We start from the raw sequence: 17,624 nt of genomic DNA on the forward strand, positions 1-17,624 counted from the left end.
GCTCAGCGTGTGAGGATCAGCGCCTCTCCCTGACCGCCGCCGCCGCACAGCCCCACTGCAGCGGTGCCGCTGCCCCGACGTGCCAGTTCGTGCGCGACATGCACGACGAGCCGGTTTCCGGATGCTCCGATCGGATGCCCGATGGCGATGCCACCGCCGTGGATGTTGACGATGTCGGAGGCCACGCCGAGTTCCTTCTGCGACCGCGCCACAACAGCACCGAAAGCTTCGTTGATCTCCACGAGATCGAGATCGACGGGGGTGATGCCCTGCTTCTCGCAGGCCCGCTCGATCGCGCGCGCCGGCTGCGCCTGCAGGGAGTTGTCGGGACCGGCGGTCTGACCGCTCGCTCCGACGGTCACCAGGATCGGCCAGCCCTTCGCCTCCGCGTTGGCGCGCGAGGTGACGATGACAGCAGACGCGCCGTCGGAGATCTGCGAGGAGTTCCCCGCGGTGATCGATCCGCCCTCGGCAAAGGCCGCGCGCAGCCCGGCGAGCGATTCCGCCGTGGTGTCCGGGCGAATGCCCTCGTCCTTCGTCACCCGTAGCGGTTCCCCGCGCCGCTGCGGAACGGAGATCTCGACGATCTCATCCGCGAAGACGCCCGCCTCCTGCGCCGAGGCGGCACGCTGGTGCGACAGCGCAGCGACCGCATCCTGAGCCTCGCGCGTGAGTTCGTAACGGGCGTTGTGCCGCTCGGTCGATGCGCCCATGCTCTCCTTGTCGTACGCGTCGGTGAGCCCGTCGAACGCCATGTGGTCGAGCACCTCGACGCTGCCGTAGGTCCACCCGTCGCGGGATCCCATCAGCAGGTGCGGCGCCCTCGTCATCGACTCCATCCCGGCGGCGACCACTACGGTCGCATCCCCGACGCGGATCATCCGCGCGGCGTCGATGATCGCGGTGAGACCCGACAGGCAGACCTTGTTCACGGAGTGCGCAGGCACATCCCACCCGATTCCGGCGCCGATGGCCGCCTGGCGTGCGGCGTTCTGCCCGGAACCTGCGGCGAGCACCTGCCCGACGATGACCGCGTCGACCTCGGCGGGATCCACGGAGGCCTGCTCCAGCGCACCGCGGATGGCGAACGATCCGAGCTGCGGCGCGGTGAACGACGCCAACTGCCCCTTCAGTCGCCCCTGCGGCGTACGGGCCGCTGCGACGATGACGATTTCCTTCTCAGTCATGACTGCTCCTTCAATGCTTCGGCCACGATCAGTTGCGGCTCGGTCGCGGCGATCACTTCGTCGACCGTGACACCCGGTGCCGTCTCGACCAGCACGAGCCCGGCCGGCGTCACGTCGATGACGGCGAGATCGGTGATGATCCGATCCACCACTCCGCGTCCGGTCAACGGCAGCGAGCACTCGTCGACGATCTTCGCAGAGCCGTCCTTCGCGACGTGCTCCATCAGCACGATGACGCGGGCCGCACCGTGCACGAGATCCATCGCTCCCCCGGGGCCCTTGACCATCTTTCCCGGAATCATCCAGTTCGCCAGGTCTCCCGCGGCCGACACCTGCATCGCCCCGAGGATCGCGGCGTCGATCTTTCCACCGCGGATCATCCCGAAGCTCATCGCCGAATCGAAGTACGCGGACCCCGCGAGAACCGTGACGGTCTCCTTCCCGGCGTTGATGAGGTCAGGGTCGACGGCGTCCTCCCGCGGGTACGGTCCGACGCCCAGAATTCCGTTCTCCGACTGGAGCACGACGGTGACACCGTCGGGCACATGGTTCGGCACGAGCGTCGGCAGACCGATGCCGAGATTGACGTAGGAGCCGTCCTGCAGCTCGGCCGCAGCGCGTGCGGCCATCTGGTCTCGGGTGAGTGTCATCTCACGCTCCTTCCGTGGCGTCTGCGGCAACCGCAACAGTGCGCCGTTCAATGCGCTTGGGGATGTCGGAGCCGACCTCGACGATGCGATGCACGAAGACTCCGGGGAGGTGGACACGATCGGGGTCGAGCTCGCCCGGCTCCACGAGTCGCTCGACCTGCGCGATGCAGACGCGCCCGGCCATCGCCGCCAGCGGATTGAAGTTCCTGGCGGCTTTGTTGAAGATGAGGTTGCCGTGACGGTCACCGACGAGGGCGTGCACGAGCGAGAAGTCGGTGGTGATCGCCTCTTCGAGGACGAACTCGCGCTGCTCACCCCGGACGTCGAAGGAGCGCACGTCCTTGGCCGGCGAGGCGACGGCGATCGAGCCGTCAGGGTCGTACCGCTGCGGGAGACCACCCTCGGCGACCTGCGTGCCCACTCCGGTCTGCGTGAAGAACGCGGCGATCCCGGAGCCGCCGGCGCGCAGCTTCTCTGCCAGGGTTCCCTGCGGGGTCAGTTCCAGCTCGAGCTCGCCCGTGAGGAACTGACGCTCGAACTCCTTGTTCTCCCCCACATACGACGAGGTCATCTTGCGGATGCGGTGCGCCGCGAGAAGAACGCCGAGCCCCCAGTCATCCACGCCGCAGTTGTTGCTCACGACGCTGAGATCCTTCGTCCCCTGGGCGAGAAGCGCCTCGATGAGGGCGATCGGGTTGCCGGAGAGCCCGAACCCGCCCACCGCCAGCGATGCACCGTCAGAGATATCGGCGACGGCTTCCGTCGCGGACGCCCATTGCTTGTCGATCACGCGTACTCCTTCGCATCGTGTCCTCCCTCCAGCATCCGCTTCGCACCGGCCTGAGGGAAGCCGGGTCTTGCGATGTGGCCGAAGTCGGAGATAGCGTCCATATTATGGAACAGGCTTCGAGAATCGTCCCCGGTGCACAGGCGATCGCTCGGGCGGCACTGCTGCTGCGTCTGGTGACCTCGAGCGGTGCGGACGGCGCCTCGCTGCAGGATCTCGCACGGTCAGCCGACCTGTCGCGCTCGACCGCGCACCGCCTTCTCACCGCCCTGCGCGCGGAGGGCCTCGTCGACCGCGACGGCGAGAGTACGCGCTGGATGCCGGGACCCGAGCTCTTCCTCATGGGATCAGTGGCTGCGGCACGCTACGACGTGACCGCACAGGCCAGGGACATCGTCCGGTCACTGGCCGTGAAGACCGAGGAGAGCGCCTTCTTCTCGGTGCGACGTGCTGACGAGACGGTCTGCCTGCTGCGCGAGGAGGGCTCGTTCCCGATCCGTTCGTTCGTGCTCAGCGAAGGGGTGCGTTTCCCCCTCGGCGTCGCTAGCGCCGGACTCGCGATCCTCGCCTTCCTCCCTGACCACGATGTGGATGCCTATCTGGATCGCCATCCCGACCTGGCGTCGCAGTGGGGGCGTCCGCACGGCCAGAAGCCGTTGCGCACTCGCCTCGCCGAGACGAAGGAGCGCGGCTACGCGATCAACCCCGGCCTCATCGTCGAGGGCAGCTGGGGCATCGGCGCTGCGGTGTTCGATCGCGCCGGTCGTCCGGAATGGGCGCTGAGTCTCACCGGGGTCGGATTCCGCTTCGGCCCGGACCGCATCGCCGATCTCGGGCGAACCCTCCTCGCGCACGCGCATCAGCTCTCCGCTCGGATCGCCGGCGCTCGACGCTGAAGCCATTCCATACCACCTGATATATACTGGATGGTATGAATCGCGACGACATCATCCCCTCACTCGTGCTTTCCGCACACGCCCTCGCCCGGATCGCCGCACAGGACGCCGGGAACGAGGCCCCAGCGGCCCAGTGGCGCGTCCTGAGCCGGCTCGAGCAGGGCGGCGGCCAGCGCGTCGGCGAACTCGCGTCTGCAGCGCGCACGACGCAGCCGGGGATGACCCGGCTGCTCGGCAGTCTCGAACGCGAAGGACTCGTGCGCCGTTCAGCGGACCCGGCCGATTCCCGAGCCGTGGTCGTCGACATCACCGCCGAGGGCGTGACCGCGCTGCGGTCCTGGCGTGAGGAGTTCCGGGACACACTCGCCCCACGCTTCGCTGATCTCGGCGACGACGACTGGAGTGTCCTGATGCGGGCAGCGAAGATCTTGACCGAGCACATCGGCAGCGCGAAGACAGGAGAAGCACGGTGAGCACTCCCGCCCCCTCTGTCTGGAAGCAGCCGGCGCAGGTCTGGGCCGTCGCCTTCGCGTGCGTCGTCGCCTTCATGGGGATCGGCCTCGTCGATCCGATCCTTCCGGCCATCGCCGAGTCGCTGAAAGCGACGCCTGTGGAGACCGAGCTGCTCTTCACCAGCTACCTGCTCGTCACGGGTCTCGCGATGCTCGTCACCAGCTGGATCTCCAGCCGGATCGGCGCGAAAGCGACGCTGCTGATCGGGCTCGGTCTGATCGTGGTCTTCGCCCTGCTGTGCGCGCTCAGCGGCAGCGTCGACGCCGTGATCGGCTTCCGCGCCGGCTGGGGCCTCGGCAATGCGCTCTTCATCTCCACAGCGCTCGCGACGATCGTCGGTGCCGCTTCCGGCGGCAGCAGCGCGGCCATCGTGCTCTACGAGGCCGCCCTGGGCCTCGGCATCGCGGTGGGTCCCCTGATCGGCGGCCTGCTCGGCGAGCAGAGCTGGCGTGGACCGTTCTTCGGCGTCGTCGCGCTGATGGCGATCGCGTTCATCGCGGTGCTCGCTCTCTTGCGCGGCCCGACCGAGACGCGCGAGCCGATACCGTTCACGGCCCCGTTCAAAGCCCTCGGCCACCCGGCACTCGCCGTACTGGCCGCCACCGCGCTGTTCTACAACATCGGGTTCTTCGTGCTGCTCGCCTTCTCGCCCTTCCCCCTGGGCTTCGGCGCAATGGGAATCGGCTTCACCTTCTTCGGGTGGGGCGTCGCGCTCGCCGTGACGAGTGTGTGGGTGGCCCCGGTTCTCATGCGCCGGATGCCGCGAACGCGGATCATCCTCGTGGTGCTGCCGATGCTCGCCCTCGATCTCATCGCCGCTGGGCTGGTCGTCACGAACGCTGCTGCCCTGGTCGTCTGCATCATCGTCGGCGGGCTCCTCCTCGGCATCATGAACACGGTGCTGACCGAAGCGGTCATGGAGGCCACGGATCTCCCGCGCTCCGTGGCATCATCGGCCTACTCCGCGGTTCGGTTCCTCGGTGGAGCAGCTGCCCCTCCCCTGGCAGCACTGCTCTGGCACGCCTTCGACGCCACGGTGCCGTATCTGTTCGCGGCAGCATCCATCGTGCTCGCCGCTCTCATCGTCTTCTTCGGTCGCCGAGTGCTCAATCGCATCGACGATCCCGTCGAGGATGCACTCGAGGACGCGGAGGCTATTCTCATCGGAGATGCCGCTTGATCGGCGGCTCTGAACACTTCTGATGAAAGGACGCCGTCGTGACCGCTGAACAGACCCTTCCGTCGCGGAGCCGCATCGTGCAGGAGCATCTCGCGGCGGCAGGGGTCGACACCAACGTGGTCGTCCTGCCGGATTCCGCCCGCACCGCAGCGGCCGCCGCTGCCGCCATCGGCTGCGACGTCGGTGCGATCGCGAACAGCCTCGTGCTCGTCGTCGACGGCGCGCCGGTGCTCGTCATGACGAGCGGCCGGCATCGGGTCGACTTCGCTGTGCTCGCCGACAGTGTCGGAGCGGATGCCGTCGACATGGCGTCGGCCGCGATCGTCCGCGACGTCACCGGGCAGGCGATCGGCGGAGTGGCCCCTGTCGGCCACCCGGCTCCGCTGCCCACATTCATCGACGAATCTCTCGAGGCCTACCCGCAGATCTGGACGGCGGGCGGCACCCCGCACACCGTGATGCCGCTGACATTCGCTCAGCTCGTCGGAATGACGAACGGTCAGATCGTGAAAGTCGCCGCCGGCTGACCGCCCGAGCGCACGCGGGCCGTGATCACTTGACCGTGACCGCGATCTTCGCCGTCTTCTGGTCCGAAGTCTCCTCAGGCACGGAGCCACGGAACTCGTACTCGAACTCGATGACGGTGGTTCCCGAGCCCACCGGAGCGAACCGGTACGAGAACTCGAGAGGCGCACCGGTCATCCCCTCCTCGCCGAGGTAGCGCGTCTCTTCGTCGCCGGGGCCGAGCACCGCTGCATCCGGCTCCTGCGTGATCACCCACGCATCTCCGACCGAGGGATTGATCTCCCCGAAGTCGACGACGAGCGTCTCCCCCGGTGCGAGGGTCACGGAGTCCACCGTGTAGTCGACGGTCTTCTCAGCGGCGCCTGCGCACCCCGCCAGCCCGAAGCCGACCACTGCGGCCGCTGCCAGTGACAGCACCGTGCGAGTCATCCTGTTCGCCATCTGCCCACCCCTCATGTCGAGGCTCACGGTATCGCACCGTGTCGGTGACGCATGGCATCCTGGGCGCGTGAATGAACTGTCTCTTCGCCGCTGGTCTGTCGACGACTTCGATCTTCTGCGCCTGGCCAACACCGCCGAGATGACGGCGCACCTCAACGGCCCGGAAACGGATGAGCAGCTGGTCGCGCGGCAAGAGCGCTATCTCCGACTCGGCGAGTCGGGTGAGGCATGGATGTTCGTGGTCATCGACGGCGATCGCCCGCTCGGCTCGATCGGATGCTGGCGGACGGACTGGCACGGCGAGGCCGTCTTCGAGACCGGCTGGTTCGTCACGCCGGAGGCTCAAGGGCACGGCGTGGCGTCCACGGCCCTGGCGCTTCTCATCGACGTCATGCGCGAGCACGGCTCCGAGCGGCGCCTCCTCACAGCCTTCCCGTCCGTGACGAACGGACCGTCCAATGCGGTGTGCCGCAAGGCCGGCTTCACGCACGTGGGAACCGTCACCGACGTGTTCCGCGATGCCGCGCTCACCTTCAACGAATGGGTGCTCGATCTGAGCGCTCCACCCGCCTGAGCGCAGCGTTCGGTTCGGAAAATGAAAAAGCCCCGAAGACTGGCGAGAGTCTTCGAGGCGATTCCGTGCACCCCCTCGGACTTGAACCGAGAACCCACTGATTAAGAGAGCGCGGGGATGGCTCCCGACAGCTCCCGCCGCCTGCCTCCTGGTCCCCGATTTCGGCGCAAACTCGTGGCACGACGGGGAACGGACGGCAACGCTCGGGAGCCGTCGTTTGACCTCACGCGCGCTGTTTTCGCGCTGTTCAAGGTCCATGTTTGACCGCCTTGCAAAGTCGTCAGAAGGTTGTCCCACGCCGCACTGAGCGGCACGATGAGAGGACAACACCATGGGCGCCAGGAACACCGACACCTTCACCGCACCCGGTCTCGCCGAGCAGATCGACCGCGAAGCCAGCGCCACCGCCTGGCGGATGCATGCCGCGATCCGCAACGGATTCAACCACCTCGATGCACGACCACCATTCGCCGAGTTCAAGTCGGTCGTGCTGGGGCGATTCGAGCGCAACATGACGGATCCGAACGTGCTCTGAACCACAGCACTGGGCGCTCACACACAAGAACGGCGCAGATGCCATGGTCTGGTGCCGGCCAACCCCTGCGCCGCAGTCAAGAAGCCGCGCGTCAGGATCGACAAACGCCGCGAGTTCCCACTGCACCCTGGCCACGTGATGAAGGTCTCGCGGCTGCTCGACAGCCACGCGCCCTATGGGCTACTGGTGCGGTTCGCGGCGCACACAGGCCTGCGGGAGGGCGAGCTGGCAGCACTCCGAATCGGAGACGTAACCTCGATGGGTGCTGTCGCGAGCGAGGTCCGTGTCGAGCGCAGCATCCGAAGCATCAAGGGCGGCTGGAAGATTGACACTCCGAAGACGGCTGCCGGACGGCGCACAACTCCCCTGCCGCGCGCCCTCCGCGAGGACTTGACGGACTACCTCGCCAAGCACCGCTACCACAACGACCCGTCCGCGCCGCTGTGGCCGGGACGTATCCCTGGTAGTGCATGCGACCCGCGGGGCGTGGACTTCGACCGGCAGTTCGATATCGGTTCAGTCATCCGGTACTACTTCAAGCCCGCACTGCGCGAGCTGGGTTTCGGCAACATCCGCTGGCACGACCTCAGGCACTACTACGCGACGGTGATGATTCCCAGATCGGCAAGGGCGCGCATTACACCCTGTACGAGGTGAGTCGCTGGATGGGCCACGCGAGCTACCAGACGACCGTCGACGTTTACGGTCACTTGCTCGAAACGAAGCCAAACGTGGATGTGCTGGATGACATAATGCGCGCAGCCGAGGCGGACGCCGCGAACGTCCCGCGGCTGCGCCGGTTGAGCTAGAGCTACCAATGCCGAGCCGATCATCCTTGTGACGATATTGTTTTGACAGCGTCGCTCAAGGGGGAATTGATGGTTCCGATTAACACCAAGGTCGAAGACATCCAGAAGCTTCTCGGGTATCTCGGGAAGCAGATCGGTTGGGTTGAGCAGTCCCGCGCCGAGAAGGCGCTGGGTTCGCTTGACGACCGCAAGACAGGGGCCATGGTCGAGTTCGGACTACTCCTCCGGGACGGCGGGAATCTGCGACCAACTGAGCGCGGGCAGCTGTTCAACGCCGATCAGCAAGCGGCATTGCGCGAAGTCCTGGCAGATGTGGAGCTCTACCGGGCGACACTCGAATGGATCCACTACGGCACGAAGTCGGAAGTCACCGTTGCCGAGATCGGTCAGTACTGGGAGTCCTCGCACGTTGACACGATCGGAGATCGGCGGGGATCGACGCTGCGCGAAGGTGCGGTGTGCTTCGGGCGCATGGTCGAGGGAGCCGCTGTTGGCACGTTCACTGTCGGACGCAGCGGCAAGGAAACCCGCGTCTCATTCGTGGCAGCCGAAGTCGACGCCCTCGTGAATGGCGCACCCGTGGTCCCCGTCGAAGAGTCCGCCGACCTCGAAGAGGCCGAAGCGCCTACGCCTACGCACACGTCCTCCGCCCCCGCTGTCGCCGCAGCGCCGACCGTTGGCACTCAGACGCTTTCTGCGCCTGCACCCACGCCAACGGTGTCCGTAGCCACGAGCCCCAGCGTGCATGTGAATGTCGAAATTCATATTGCCGCCGATGCGACCGCTGACACTGTGCGCGAGATCTTCAAGAATATGGCTCGCTACGTGCTCGACAGGCCCATCTCAGATGACGGCGACTGACGGCTGGGAACCAAGCTTCGACCGGCTCCGTGAGTTCCAGGAGGCATATCGACTTCCGGTTTCGGACATCGCCCGACAGGCGCCCGCGCAAGCCCTCCACTCTCTGCGTGATTCCGCGCAGCGCGCTCCGGCCAGCTATCGGCAGTACCTCGAAGAAGCCATCGACTGTTACGAGGCTGGCGCATATCGTGGCGCTGTTCTCATGGTGTGGGCAGCCACGATCGAGCACATGTACTCGGTGATCGCGGGCCACCAACAGGGTTTCAAACTGTTGCAGGCGGAGAACTTCAAGCGGTTCGAGAAGTCCAGCGGTTATCGAAAGATCGGCAAGAAGAACGACCTGTTGTACGTCAACGACGCGAACTTCTTCCTGCTCTGTGAGGACGCGGGCGTGTTCAACAAGAACGCGCGAAGCATCCTCGATGACGCACTGAAGACTCGCAATCGGTGCGGCCACCCGACCGGCTACACGGTTGGTCGCGAGGAGGTCGTCATCTTCATCGAGCGTCTGATCAACAACATCATCAGCGGCGCAATGATCGACTGGATTCCTGCCCGCGCCTAGCGACGCGCGATCGCGCCCGACGAGAACCACTGCACCAGCGGCACTGCTAGCATCACCGCCGCTTCGGCCTCGGCCTGCGTGTTGGGAGCCCAGTCCGGCTGACCCGCGTGACGACCCTGACCTGCCCAGAGCATCTGCACCATGCCCAGGAGCACAGCTGTGCTCGGGTAGTCCTTGTGCTGCTTCTTGATATCGAGCGCCCAGTCTTTCTGATCACGCATCACCGCGAAAACTTTGCCGAGGGTCGCGTTCGGGTCGGATGGAATCACGACCGGGATCGCAGCGGCCTCGACCGCGAGCACCGCTTGACGATAACCCGTCTCAGGCTTGGGGTTCACCCCGAAGACTGAGTGCCAAGCCTCCGACAGCAGCGGGCCAGCGTGCCCCGGTGTCGACATCGCCGTGTCTGCGGCCTCCTGCACTCCCTCTGGAACGCGCTTCTCGAGACCAGCCAATCCGGCGCGTATGCCGATTTTCCACTCTGACCCACAGTCGAGGAGAATCCGCTCCAAATTGCTGAGTGTGGAATCGTACTCAGCAGCCGTGAGCGTGTAGACCATGAAGTCCAGTAATTGGATGTACTCGCTCGGATAGTCGTTGAGGTGTGATTCGAACTGGCGGAACCCGTAGTCCTCCATCATTCCGCTGTACAGGACGCCGGGTATGCGCCGCTTCTGGTCAAAGACGCGCAACACCTTGGCTTCGCGTGAACCCGTCGGCGTGATGAGCGGTTCCAACCACCCGGCGAGCGGGCGACGCATCCACATCGGGATACCAGAGACAAGGGCCGCCTGATTCTCGGGAGTGCTGCCGATTGGATACCAAGCCATACGCCCATCCTGGCCGATGCCTCGGACCCTGCCCCACTGAGACACGCGCTGTTTTCGCGCTGCCGCCAAGGCAGCCGATATACCAGCATCAGGGCCACAAAATGAAAAAGCCCCGGTAGCTGGCGAGAGCTACCGAGGCGATTCCGTGCACCCCCTCGGACTTGAACCGAGAACCCACTGATTAAGAGTCAGTTGCTCTGCCGATTGAGCTAGAGGTGCGTGGCCCGGGATGACCCCGGCCGAGGAATTACATTACCAGTCGATCGGCGCCATGCGAAATCGAGGCCGACCCGCCGACGGAGACCCGGAATGGGAAGGCTATCCTGAGAAGGTGACCGCCTCCCCCGCTGCCGCCGACCTCCGCGACGACCTCGAGCTCGCCCTCCGACTGGCGGATGCTGCCGACGCACAGTCGCTGCCGCGCTTCGATGCGGCCGACCTCGAGATCTCGACGAAAGCCGACAATTCGCACGTCACGGACGCCGACCTCGCGACGGAGCGTGCGCTCCGCGAGATTCTGGCCGCCGAGCGCCCAGAGGATGGCATCTTCGGCGAGGAATTCGGCGCGCAGGGCGACACGCACCGCCAGTGGATCATCGATCCGATCGACGGCACGGCGAACTTCCTGCGCGGAGTCCCCCTCTGGGGCACGATGATCGCGCTCGCCATCGACGGCGTCCCTCAGGTCGGTGTCGTCAGCATGCCCGCACTCGGGCGTCGCTGGTGGGCGTCGACCGGCGGAGGATCCTGGACCGCGACCGACGCCGCACCGCGGAGGATCCGCGCGTCATCCGTGTCTTCCATCAACGACGCGAGCGTGAGCTTCCAGAGCATCACGCAATGGGCTGAGGCCGGCCAACTGCCCGCTCTGCTGAAGCTTGCGGACCACTCTTGGCGCGACCGAGCATACGGCGATGTGTTCGCCTACATGCTCGTTGCCGAGGGACGTCTCGAGATGGTCGCGGAGTTCGATGTGAAGGAATACGACATCGCCGCTGCGGTCCCGATCGTCCGCGAGGCCGGTGGCCGAATGACCTCGTTCGACGGCGTCGAGACGATCTCTGCCCGTTCGACACTCGCCAGTAACGGCATCCTGCACGGTGCCTTCCTCGACCTCTTGCACTGACTCCACCCCAGACACACGACAGGGCCCAGCGATGATCCCCCGCATCTCTACTGCCGCCGCCTCGGCGCTGCTCCTCGCGCTCGTTCTCACCGCGTGCGCCGGCGCGCCGACCGATACCGGGACGACCCCGACGCCCAAGGCGTCGGAGCCCGCCGCGGAGGCGAGCGCCGAACCGGTGACCACGCCGACCCCTGCAGCCACGAGCGCGGCTCCCACCTGCGAGACGATGGTCTCGCAGGGCACGGTCGAGGCGCTCACCGATGAAGGTTGGACCGCGGGGGTCAAGGAGTTCAACATCGGAGGCGTGCCCCTCCCGCAAGGGCTGCTCTGCTTCTGGGCGGACTACACCGTCGCCTCCGATCATGGTCAGCTCTATGGATGGTCCCAGATCAGCGCATCCGACGCTGACAAGGCGCAGGCTGCTCTGCTGGCCGACGGGTGGCAGCGCGAGGATTCATCGGAGGGCGTGTACATCACCGAGGATGCCGAGCACTCGATGGGTACCGACGAAGACGGTTACGGCATGACCTACCTCTTCGGCGATGGTTGGGTGAAATTCGCTGACACGAGGCAGGGACTGATCCTCATCGAGTGGGCCGGCTGATCCGCTGACGTTTCGGGATGCGGCTAGGCTTCGTCGGAACCACGCCCCCATTTCCTGAGGACCCCCATGGCATCACACGACTTCATCATCAACGGCGACCACACCGCCGCCAGGGCGACGATCGCCGCTGCTCTGCAGGCGGAAGGGTACGCGCTGAACGCGCTGCCGAACGGGACGACGATCGTCGCCGCGCGCGGCAGCAAGGCCGCGACACTCTGGATCGGCGCTCTGGCCGGGAAGAACTTCCATGTGTCCTTCGCTGTGGACTACGCGCAGGATGCTCAAGGGCGCCTCATCGCCCGCCTGAATCGCGATATGACCGCCGGCGCCCTCAAGGGCGGTGCGATCGGTGCTGCGAAGACCAAGACCGCATTCGAGGAAACCGCGAACGCCCTGCAGGCGGCGCTTGCGTCCACGGGGACGCTGGCTGCCTCCGTCGCGAACCCCTGAGGTCGGGATCGGCCCGTCTCCGGTTCTTGGAGAGTGCATTTCCCCTACAAACACAGAAAACCCCGACATCCGCGTGGTCACGCGGTTGTCGGGGTTCTCCTGTATGACAGCGGTTCGGTGGAGCTGGGGGGAATCGAACCCCCGTCCAACGCTGAGTCTCCACGCCTTCTCCGGGCGCAGTCTGTGCAGACGTTCTACTCGGCTCCGACCTTTGTCACAGACACCTAAGTCGACAAGCCCAGCCTGGGAAGAGTCCCGTATGACGTCCAGACGCCGTCATACAGCAAGATTCCTAGATGACGCCAGGATCCGTATCGGAATCACATACGGCCTGACGGACTATCGGGCTCGCTTATGCAGCGAGGGCGAAGTCAGTGCGCTTGGTTTCGGCACTTATAGTTTTGCAGGGAGCGTTCACGAGATAACCCTGCATCCTCGGCCCGCTTCTCGTGGATTCACAGGCGCTGTCGAAACCGATCAGCCCCGTGTTCCTTCTTGCGAAGGGACCGCTGTCACACTGTGTATTTTTCAACTCCGGATGCGATGCACCGGAGCATCACAGACTACAACGAAAGCGCGCCCCACGCTATTCCGCGCGGGCGTGGAGCAGTCGCGTAGAGTCGCAGCATGACCGACGTCACCATCACCGTCCGCGGCGAGAACGAGGCGCGCATCGCGCCGGAACGCGCCACGATCCACGTCACCGTACGTGCCGAGGGTGCGCAGCGCGCGCCCGTCGTCGACCTCGTGATGAGGCTCGCAGAACCCGTGCGCACGAGCATCGTCGACCGCAAGAATGCGAACAGCGTGGTGGAGTGGACGAGCAAGAGCCTTGCGGTGCGCGCCGAGCGGCCGTGGAACAGCGACGGCAAACGTCTCGCCCCCGTCTTCTACGGGAGCATTTCACTCACGGCCACGTTCGCCGAAGCATCCGAGCTGTCCATCTGGGTCTCCGAGGTCTCGGCGTGGGACGGCGTGGAGATCGGCTGGGTCGACTGGCAGCTGACGCCCGAGACACGCGGCCGTGTCGAGCGAGAGGTCGCCGCCGAGGCTGTCGGCGTCGCTGTCGCTCGCGCCCAGGCCTATGCCGGCGCTCTCGGGTTGACGGAGGTCACGCCGCTCGAGATCGCCGATGTCGGCCTGATGGCCCGCGCCGAGGCCGCCGCTCCCCCGGCGATGAAGATGCGCGGCGCCGCCTTCGCGGCGGCCGACTCCGGCGCGTCGATGGAATACGAACCGGAAGAGATCATCGTCTCCGCAACCGTCGAGGCGCGTTTCATCGCCCGCTGAGCCGCCGCTGCGTACCCGTGGATTCAGCGGGTGAAGGGAGCGAGCTCAGCGGCCAGCCGCTCTGAGACGTGCGCGTGCACGACAGTGCCGTGCTCGCCGTGCTCCGCCGACAACAGCATCCCGGTCTCGTGGATGGCTGCGACGAGGTCTCCACGGTCGTACGGCACGACGGCACGGATCTCGACGGCCGGCTTGGGCAGTGCCTCCTCAACGGCGGCGCGCAGCTCCTCGATGCCCTCTCCGGACCGGGAGGAGACGAAGTGCGCATTCGGCTCGAGGCCGCGCAGCACCAGACGATCGTCTTCGCTGAGAAGATCGGCCTTGTTGACGACGACGATCTCGGGGATGTCGCGCGCGCCGATGTCACCCATCACGTCGCGCACGGTCTGCAGCTGACCTGCGGGGTCGGGGTGCGAGCCGTCGACGACGTGCAGCACGACGTCGGCTTCGCCGACCTCTTCGAGGGTCGACCGGAACGCCTCGACCAGCTGATGCGGCAGATTGCGGACGAACCCGACGGTGTCCGTGAACGTGTAGACACGTCCGTCGGCTGTCTCGGTGCGGCGCACGGTCGCATCGAGCGTCGCGAACAGAGCGTTCTCGACGAGCACCCCGGCGCTGGTCAGCGCGTTGAGCAGACTCGACTTGCCGGCGTTCGTGTAGCCGGTGATCGCGACCGATGGGATCGTGTTGCGCTTGCGCTCCGCGCGCTTCGCCTCGCGGGCAGGGCCGAAATCGCGGATCTGGCGACGCAGCAGAGCCATCTTGGTGCGGATGCGGCGGCGGTCGAGTTCGATCTTCGTCTCACCCGGTCCGCGCGAGCCCATACCCGCCCCACCGGCGCCGACCTGGCCACCGGCCTGGCGGCTCATGGAGTCACCCCACCCGCGCAGTCGCGGCAGCAGGTACTCGAGCTGGGCGAGTTCGACCTGCGCCTTGCCCTCGCGGCTCTTCGCGTGCTGGCTGAAGATATCCAGGATCACGGTGGTGCGGTCGATGACCTTGACCTTGACGACGTCTTCCAGCGCTCGGCGCTGGCTGGGGGCGAGTTCGGTGTCGGCGATGACCGTGTCGGCACCGGTGGCCGCGACGATGTCCTTCAACTCCTGCGCCTTGCCACGGCCGATATACGTCGCCGCATCCGGGTGCGGTCGCCGCTGCAGCACTCCGTCGAGAACGACGGCACCGGCGGTCTCGGCAAGGGCGGCGAGTTCACGCAGCGAGTTCTCGGCGTCCGCCTGAGCGCCCTGGGGATACACGCCCACGAGCACCACGTTCTCGAGGCGCAGCTGGCGATACTCGACCTCGGTGACGTCCTGGAGCTCTGTGGAGAGGCCGCCGACACGCCGCAGCGCATGGCGATCCTCAAGATCCCACTGCGCGCCGTCGCTTGCCGCGTGCGCGGCCGTCGATTCATCCTGCAGCGCCTGCGCCGCTCCGAACACGCGGACCTCCGAGTGCTTCTCGGCGTTCGCGAGTACGCGGTCCAGCGCCTCGTCTCCGGTGGAGGGTGTCGAGGTCTGCGTCATCAGTTCCTAATCTCTAGCTTTGATTCGAGCCTTAACCTTAGCCCTCGGTGTCCGGTACGCTCACCGTATGGGGTCCGATCACTACTTCACTGCGGCCCCGGCAAGCCCCGCGAACCTGCGTGCAATCCGTGTGACGCTCGCAGGCCGAGAGCTGGATGTCACCACCGCAGGTGGCGTTTTCAGCCCGGATCGACTGGATGCCGGCACCGCAGTGCTCTTCGCCAATATGCCTCCGGTCCCGCCGGGAGGCGATCTCCTCGACCTCGGCAGCGGGTGGGGGCCCATCAGCTTGTCGATGGCTCTCGCCGCCCCGCACGCGACCGTGTGGGCGGTCGACGTGAACGAGCGGGCTCTCGATCTCGTGCGTCGCAACGCCAAGGCGCTGGGACTCACCAACATCAACGCCGCGCTGCCCGACGATGTTCCCGAGGGCGTGACTTTCCGCACGATCCGCTCGAACCCTCCGATCCGCGTGGGCAAGGATGAACTGCACGGACTCCTCGAGCGATGGATCCCGCGACTCGATGAGAGAAGCGATGCCTGGCTCGTCGTGCAGCGCAACCTCGGCGCAGACTCGCTCCAGCGGTGGATCGGCGCGACCTTCCAGCCCGGCTACAGCGTGTTCCGCACCGCGACGGGCAAGGGCTATCGCGTCCTGAAGGTGCGCAAGCACGGCACACCGCCGACCGAGCCGATCCTGCTCGCGGAGTAGCAGAACAGGGCTTATCCGCCCACGGTCATCCCGAGGAGCGCAGGCAACTCCGCCATGTCCTCGAAAACGGTCGTGCCCTCACCGGCCAACCATTCGGCCGGCGTCAGACCACCCGCGTATCCGAAGGCGTGCATGCCTGCCGCTCGCGCGGCCTCGACGCCGAACCGACTGTCCTCGATGACGACGCAACGCGACGGCGGCACACCCATGCACGAGGCCGCGCGCAGGAACAAGTCCGGAGCAGGCTTGCCGTTCTCCACCTCCGCGGCACTGAAGATCCTGCCGTCGAAACGGGGCAGCAGACCGGTCAGCCCGAGAGTCCTTCGGATCTTCTCGTGCGCACCGCTCGACGCGACGCACGTCGGTGCGCTGATCGTGTCGAGAGCGGTGACAACGCCAGGCACCGCCTGGAGATCGCGCACGAAGGCGTCGCTGTAACGGTGCTGATAGGGAGCTTCCCAATCATCCGGCAGCGCACGCCCGAGATAGGCCTCGATCTCGCTGCGGAAGTGCGCGGCCGAGCGTCCGACGAACCGGTGCACGATCTCCTCGATCGTCAACTCCCAGCCGAGATCCGACAACACCTCTCGGTCGATCTCGACCGACAGACGCTCGCTGTCGACCAAAACCCCGTCGCAGTCGAAGATGACCAGTTCAAGGCGCTCCGGAAGCGACATCAGATCAGGTCGATCTCTCCTCGGAACACGAGCTGGGCGGGTCCGGAGAGCGCGACGTGCTCTCCGTCCTCGGCTGCGAACATCCGCACACCCAGGGTCCCGCCTGGGACCTCCACACGCCAACTGTCGGGCGCCTGCTCCCCCGCCCAGTACCTGACGGCCAGGGCGGTGGCCGCGACCCCGGTACCGCAGCTCTGGGTCTCGCCGACGCCGCGCTCGAAGACGCGCATCCGCACGTGCCCGATGCCGTCGCGGACCAGCGGTTCGCCTGGCACCACGAACTCGACATTCGCTCCCGCCGGCGGCGCGGGCTCCAGCACGGGCGCGCGGTGCAGTTCGAGGGTGGCGAGCTCCTGATCAGAAGCGATCGCGACGACGACATGCGGGTTGCCGACGTCGATCCCGAGTCCCGGTCGGGTGACAGCGAGGCCCTCCACGTTCACGAGCGGATCGTCACCGGAGAGTCGCCAGCGACCGAGATCCACCTGATAACCGGTTTCGCTGCGGGTGACGTCACGCACACCTGCACGGGTGCCGATCGGGAGCGTCGAACCGGGCTCGATCGAGGCGAGGCCCGATCGCACCAGGTAATGCGCGAACACGCGGATGCCGTTGCCGCACATCTCCGCAATGGATCCGTCCGCGTTGCGATAGTCCATGAACCATTCGGCATCCGGCTCCTCGGCGAGAGCGGCAGCGCCGACGTCGATCGCCGAAGAACGGACCACCCGAAGAACGCCGTCGGCACCGATCCCGAAATTCCGATCGCAGAGCACCGCCACTTGCTCGGCGGTGAGGTCGAGCTCCCCGTCGGGGTCGGCGATGATCACGAAATCGTTGCCCGTGCCGTGTCCTTTGGTGAATGCGACCATGCGCCCAGTCT

At 66.2% G+C, this 17,624-nt stretch carries 22 protein-coding genes, 1 tRNA gene and 1 other RNA gene; 14 read left to right on the top strand and 10 right to left on the bottom strand.

All coding sequences use genetic code 11. The features are described 5' to 3' along the window. Nucleotides 1-2: 2 nt before the first annotated feature. Genes LTA6_RS17060 through LTA6_RS17070 form a run of 3 tightly spaced genes read right to left on the bottom strand, consistent with a single transcriptional unit; the run spans nt 3 to nt 2,627 of the window. Nucleotides 3-1,187 (bottom strand): acetyl-CoA C-acetyltransferase, encoded by a 1,185-nt coding sequence (locus LTA6_RS17060; RefSeq protein WP_363546273.1) that lies wholly within the window; start codon nt 1,185-1,187, stop codon nt 3-5. Then, on the bottom strand, nt 1,184-1,837 hold the full coding sequence (locus LTA6_RS17065; RefSeq protein WP_363546270.1) for a CoA transferase subunit B: 654 nt from the start codon (nt 1,835-1,837) through the stop codon (nt 1,184-1,186). The genes LTA6_RS17060 and LTA6_RS17065 overlap by 4 nt, the downstream gene beginning before the upstream one ends. Nucleotide 1,838: 1 nt before the next feature. Further along, nucleotides 1,839-2,627 carry a CoA transferase subunit A gene (locus tag LTA6_RS17070; protein WP_363546268.1) on the bottom strand — a complete coding sequence of 263 codons (789 nt, stop codon included), beginning with the start codon at nt 2,625-2,627 and terminating at the stop codon, nt 1,839-1,841. 104 nt (nt 2,628-2,731) lie between these two features. Between LTA6_RS17070 and LTA6_RS17075 the strand changes: the two genes are divergently transcribed. From LTA6_RS17075 to LTA6_RS17090, 4 genes are read left to right on the top strand one after another with little or no spacing between them, the layout of a single operon-like run. After that, nucleotides 2,732-3,520 (top strand): IclR family transcriptional regulator, encoded by a 789-nt coding sequence (locus LTA6_RS17075; protein ID WP_363546266.1) that lies wholly within the window; start codon nt 2,732-2,734, stop codon nt 3,518-3,520. Between the two features lie 35 nt (nt 3,521-3,555). Continuing rightward, nucleotides 3,556-3,993: a MarR family transcriptional regulator gene (locus LTA6_RS17080; protein WP_363546264.1), complete on the top strand. Its 438-nt coding sequence runs from the start codon at nt 3,556-3,558 to the stop codon at nt 3,991-3,993. After that, nucleotides 3,990-5,213: an MFS transporter gene (locus tag LTA6_RS17085; protein ID WP_407358313.1), complete on the top strand. Its 1,224-nt coding sequence runs from the start codon at nt 3,990-3,992 to the stop codon at nt 5,211-5,213. The genes LTA6_RS17080 and LTA6_RS17085 overlap by 4 nt, the downstream gene beginning before the upstream one ends. Before the next feature lie 38 nt (nt 5,214-5,251). Further along, the gene (locus LTA6_RS17090) at nt 5,252-5,740 is read left to right on the top strand and encodes a YbaK/EbsC family protein (RefSeq protein WP_407358314.1); all 489 of its coding nucleotides are present in this window, start codon (nt 5,252-5,254) and stop codon (nt 5,738-5,740) included. Nucleotides 5,741-5,765: 25 nt separating this feature from the next. Here LTA6_RS17090 and LTA6_RS17095 read toward each other — a convergent pair whose 3' ends face one another. Continuing rightward, nucleotides 5,766-6,167, bottom strand: coding sequence for a protease inhibitor I42 family protein (locus tag LTA6_RS17095; RefSeq protein ID WP_341975062.1), 402 nt, complete (start codon nt 6,165-6,167; stop codon nt 5,766-5,768). Between the two features lie 79 nt (nt 6,168-6,246). On the opposite strand from LTA6_RS17095, the gene LTA6_RS17100 reads away from it, so the two are divergent. The 5 genes from LTA6_RS17100 (at nt 6,247) to LTA6_RS17120 (ending at nt 9,523) form a co-directional block, all read left to right on the top strand. Further along, nucleotides 6,247-6,753, top strand: a complete 507-nt coding sequence (locus tag LTA6_RS17100) for a GNAT family N-acetyltransferase (protein ID WP_407358315.1) — start codon at nt 6,247-6,249, stop codon at nt 6,751-6,753. A 331-nt stretch (nt 6,754-7,084) separates the two neighbouring features. Next, complete coding sequence (locus LTA6_RS17105; RefSeq protein WP_407358316.1) at nt 7,085-7,288, top strand: hypothetical protein; 204 nt, start codon at nt 7,085-7,087, stop codon at nt 7,286-7,288. 138 nt (nt 7,289-7,426) lie between these two features. After that, nucleotides 7,427-7,945 carry a tyrosine-type recombinase/integrase gene (locus LTA6_RS17110; protein WP_407359297.1) on the top strand — a complete coding sequence of 173 codons (519 nt, stop codon included), beginning with the start codon at nt 7,427-7,429 and terminating at the stop codon, nt 7,943-7,945. 194 nt (nt 7,946-8,139) lie between these two features. Beyond that, nucleotides 8,140-8,958, top strand: a complete 819-nt coding sequence (locus LTA6_RS17115) for a hypothetical protein (RefSeq protein ID WP_407358317.1) — start codon at nt 8,140-8,142, stop codon at nt 8,956-8,958. Next, a complete protein-coding gene (locus tag LTA6_RS17120) occupies nt 8,945-9,523 on the top strand; it encodes a hypothetical protein (RefSeq protein ID WP_407358318.1) in 579 nt (192 codons plus the stop codon). Before LTA6_RS17115 ends, LTA6_RS17120 begins: the two co-directional genes overlap by 14 nt. Here LTA6_RS17120 and LTA6_RS17125 read toward each other — a convergent pair. Both LTA6_RS17125 and LTA6_RS17130 read right to left on the bottom strand, forming a co-directional pair. Continuing rightward, on the bottom strand, nt 9,520-10,353 hold the full coding sequence (locus tag LTA6_RS17125; RefSeq protein ID WP_407358319.1) for a hypothetical protein: 834 nt from the start codon (nt 10,351-10,353) through the stop codon (nt 9,520-9,522). The two genes, LTA6_RS17120 and LTA6_RS17125, sit on opposite strands and share 4 nt — an antisense overlap. A 146-nt stretch (nt 10,354-10,499) precedes the next feature. Then, a tRNA-Lys gene (locus LTA6_RS17130) sits at nt 10,500-10,572 on the bottom strand. 112 nt (nt 10,573-10,684) lie between these two features. On the opposite strand from LTA6_RS17130, the gene LTA6_RS17135 reads away from it, so the two are divergent. From LTA6_RS17135 to LTA6_RS17145, 3 genes are all read left to right on the top strand, one after another. Next, nucleotides 10,685-11,479: an inositol monophosphatase family protein gene (locus LTA6_RS17135; protein WP_407358320.1), complete on the top strand. Its 795-nt coding sequence runs from the start codon at nt 10,685-10,687 to the stop codon at nt 11,477-11,479. A 31-nt stretch (nt 11,480-11,510) separates the two neighbouring features. Continuing rightward, nucleotides 11,511-12,083, top strand: coding sequence for a hypothetical protein (locus LTA6_RS17140; RefSeq protein WP_407358321.1), 573 nt, complete (start codon nt 11,511-11,513; stop codon nt 12,081-12,083). Between the two features lie 66 nt (nt 12,084-12,149). Continuing rightward, complete coding sequence (locus tag LTA6_RS17145) at nt 12,150-12,533, top strand: hypothetical protein (RefSeq protein WP_341975066.1); 384 nt, start codon at nt 12,150-12,152, stop codon at nt 12,531-12,533. Nucleotides 12,534-12,648: 115 nt separating this feature from the next. On the opposite strand, the gene ssrA is transcribed toward LTA6_RS17145, so the two are convergent. Beyond that, nucleotides 12,649-13,018, bottom strand: a transfer-messenger RNA (tmRNA) gene (gene ssrA / locus LTA6_RS17150). A gap of 142 nt (nt 13,019-13,160) precedes the next feature. Here ssrA and LTA6_RS17155 point away from each other — a divergent pair. Beyond that, nucleotides 13,161-13,823: an SIMPL domain-containing protein gene (locus tag LTA6_RS17155; RefSeq protein ID WP_341975074.1), complete on the top strand. Its 663-nt coding sequence runs from the start codon at nt 13,161-13,163 to the stop codon at nt 13,821-13,823. Between the two features lie 23 nt (nt 13,824-13,846). Here the strand turns inward: LTA6_RS17155 and hflX are convergent, their stop codons facing one another. Beyond that, nucleotides 13,847-15,352, bottom strand: coding sequence for a GTPase HflX (gene hflX, locus LTA6_RS17160; protein WP_407358322.1), 1,506 nt, complete (start codon nt 15,350-15,352; stop codon nt 13,847-13,849). 67 nt (nt 15,353-15,419) lie between these two features. On the opposite strand from hflX, the gene LTA6_RS17165 reads away from it, so the two are divergent. Beyond that, nucleotides 15,420-16,064: a methyltransferase gene (locus tag LTA6_RS17165; RefSeq protein ID WP_341975076.1), complete on the top strand. Its 645-nt coding sequence runs from the start codon at nt 15,420-15,422 to the stop codon at nt 16,062-16,064. 11 nt (nt 16,065-16,075) lie between these two features. Here LTA6_RS17165 and LTA6_RS17170 read toward each other — a convergent pair whose 3' ends face one another. Beyond that, a complete protein-coding gene (locus LTA6_RS17170) occupies nt 16,076-16,741 on the bottom strand; it encodes an HAD family hydrolase (protein WP_341975077.1) in 666 nt (221 codons plus the stop codon). Then, nucleotides 16,741-17,613 (bottom strand): diaminopimelate epimerase, encoded by an 873-nt coding sequence (gene dapF / locus LTA6_RS17175; RefSeq protein WP_341975078.1) that lies wholly within the window; start codon nt 17,611-17,613, stop codon nt 16,741-16,743. Before dapF ends, LTA6_RS17170 begins: the two co-directional genes overlap by 1 nt. Nucleotides 17,614-17,624: the final 11 nt, after the last annotated feature.

The organism is Microbacterium sp. LTA6 (assembly GCF_045690355.1).
In the GTDB taxonomy this organism is placed as follows: Bacteria; Actinomycetota; Actinomycetes; order Actinomycetales; family Microbacteriaceae; genus Microbacterium.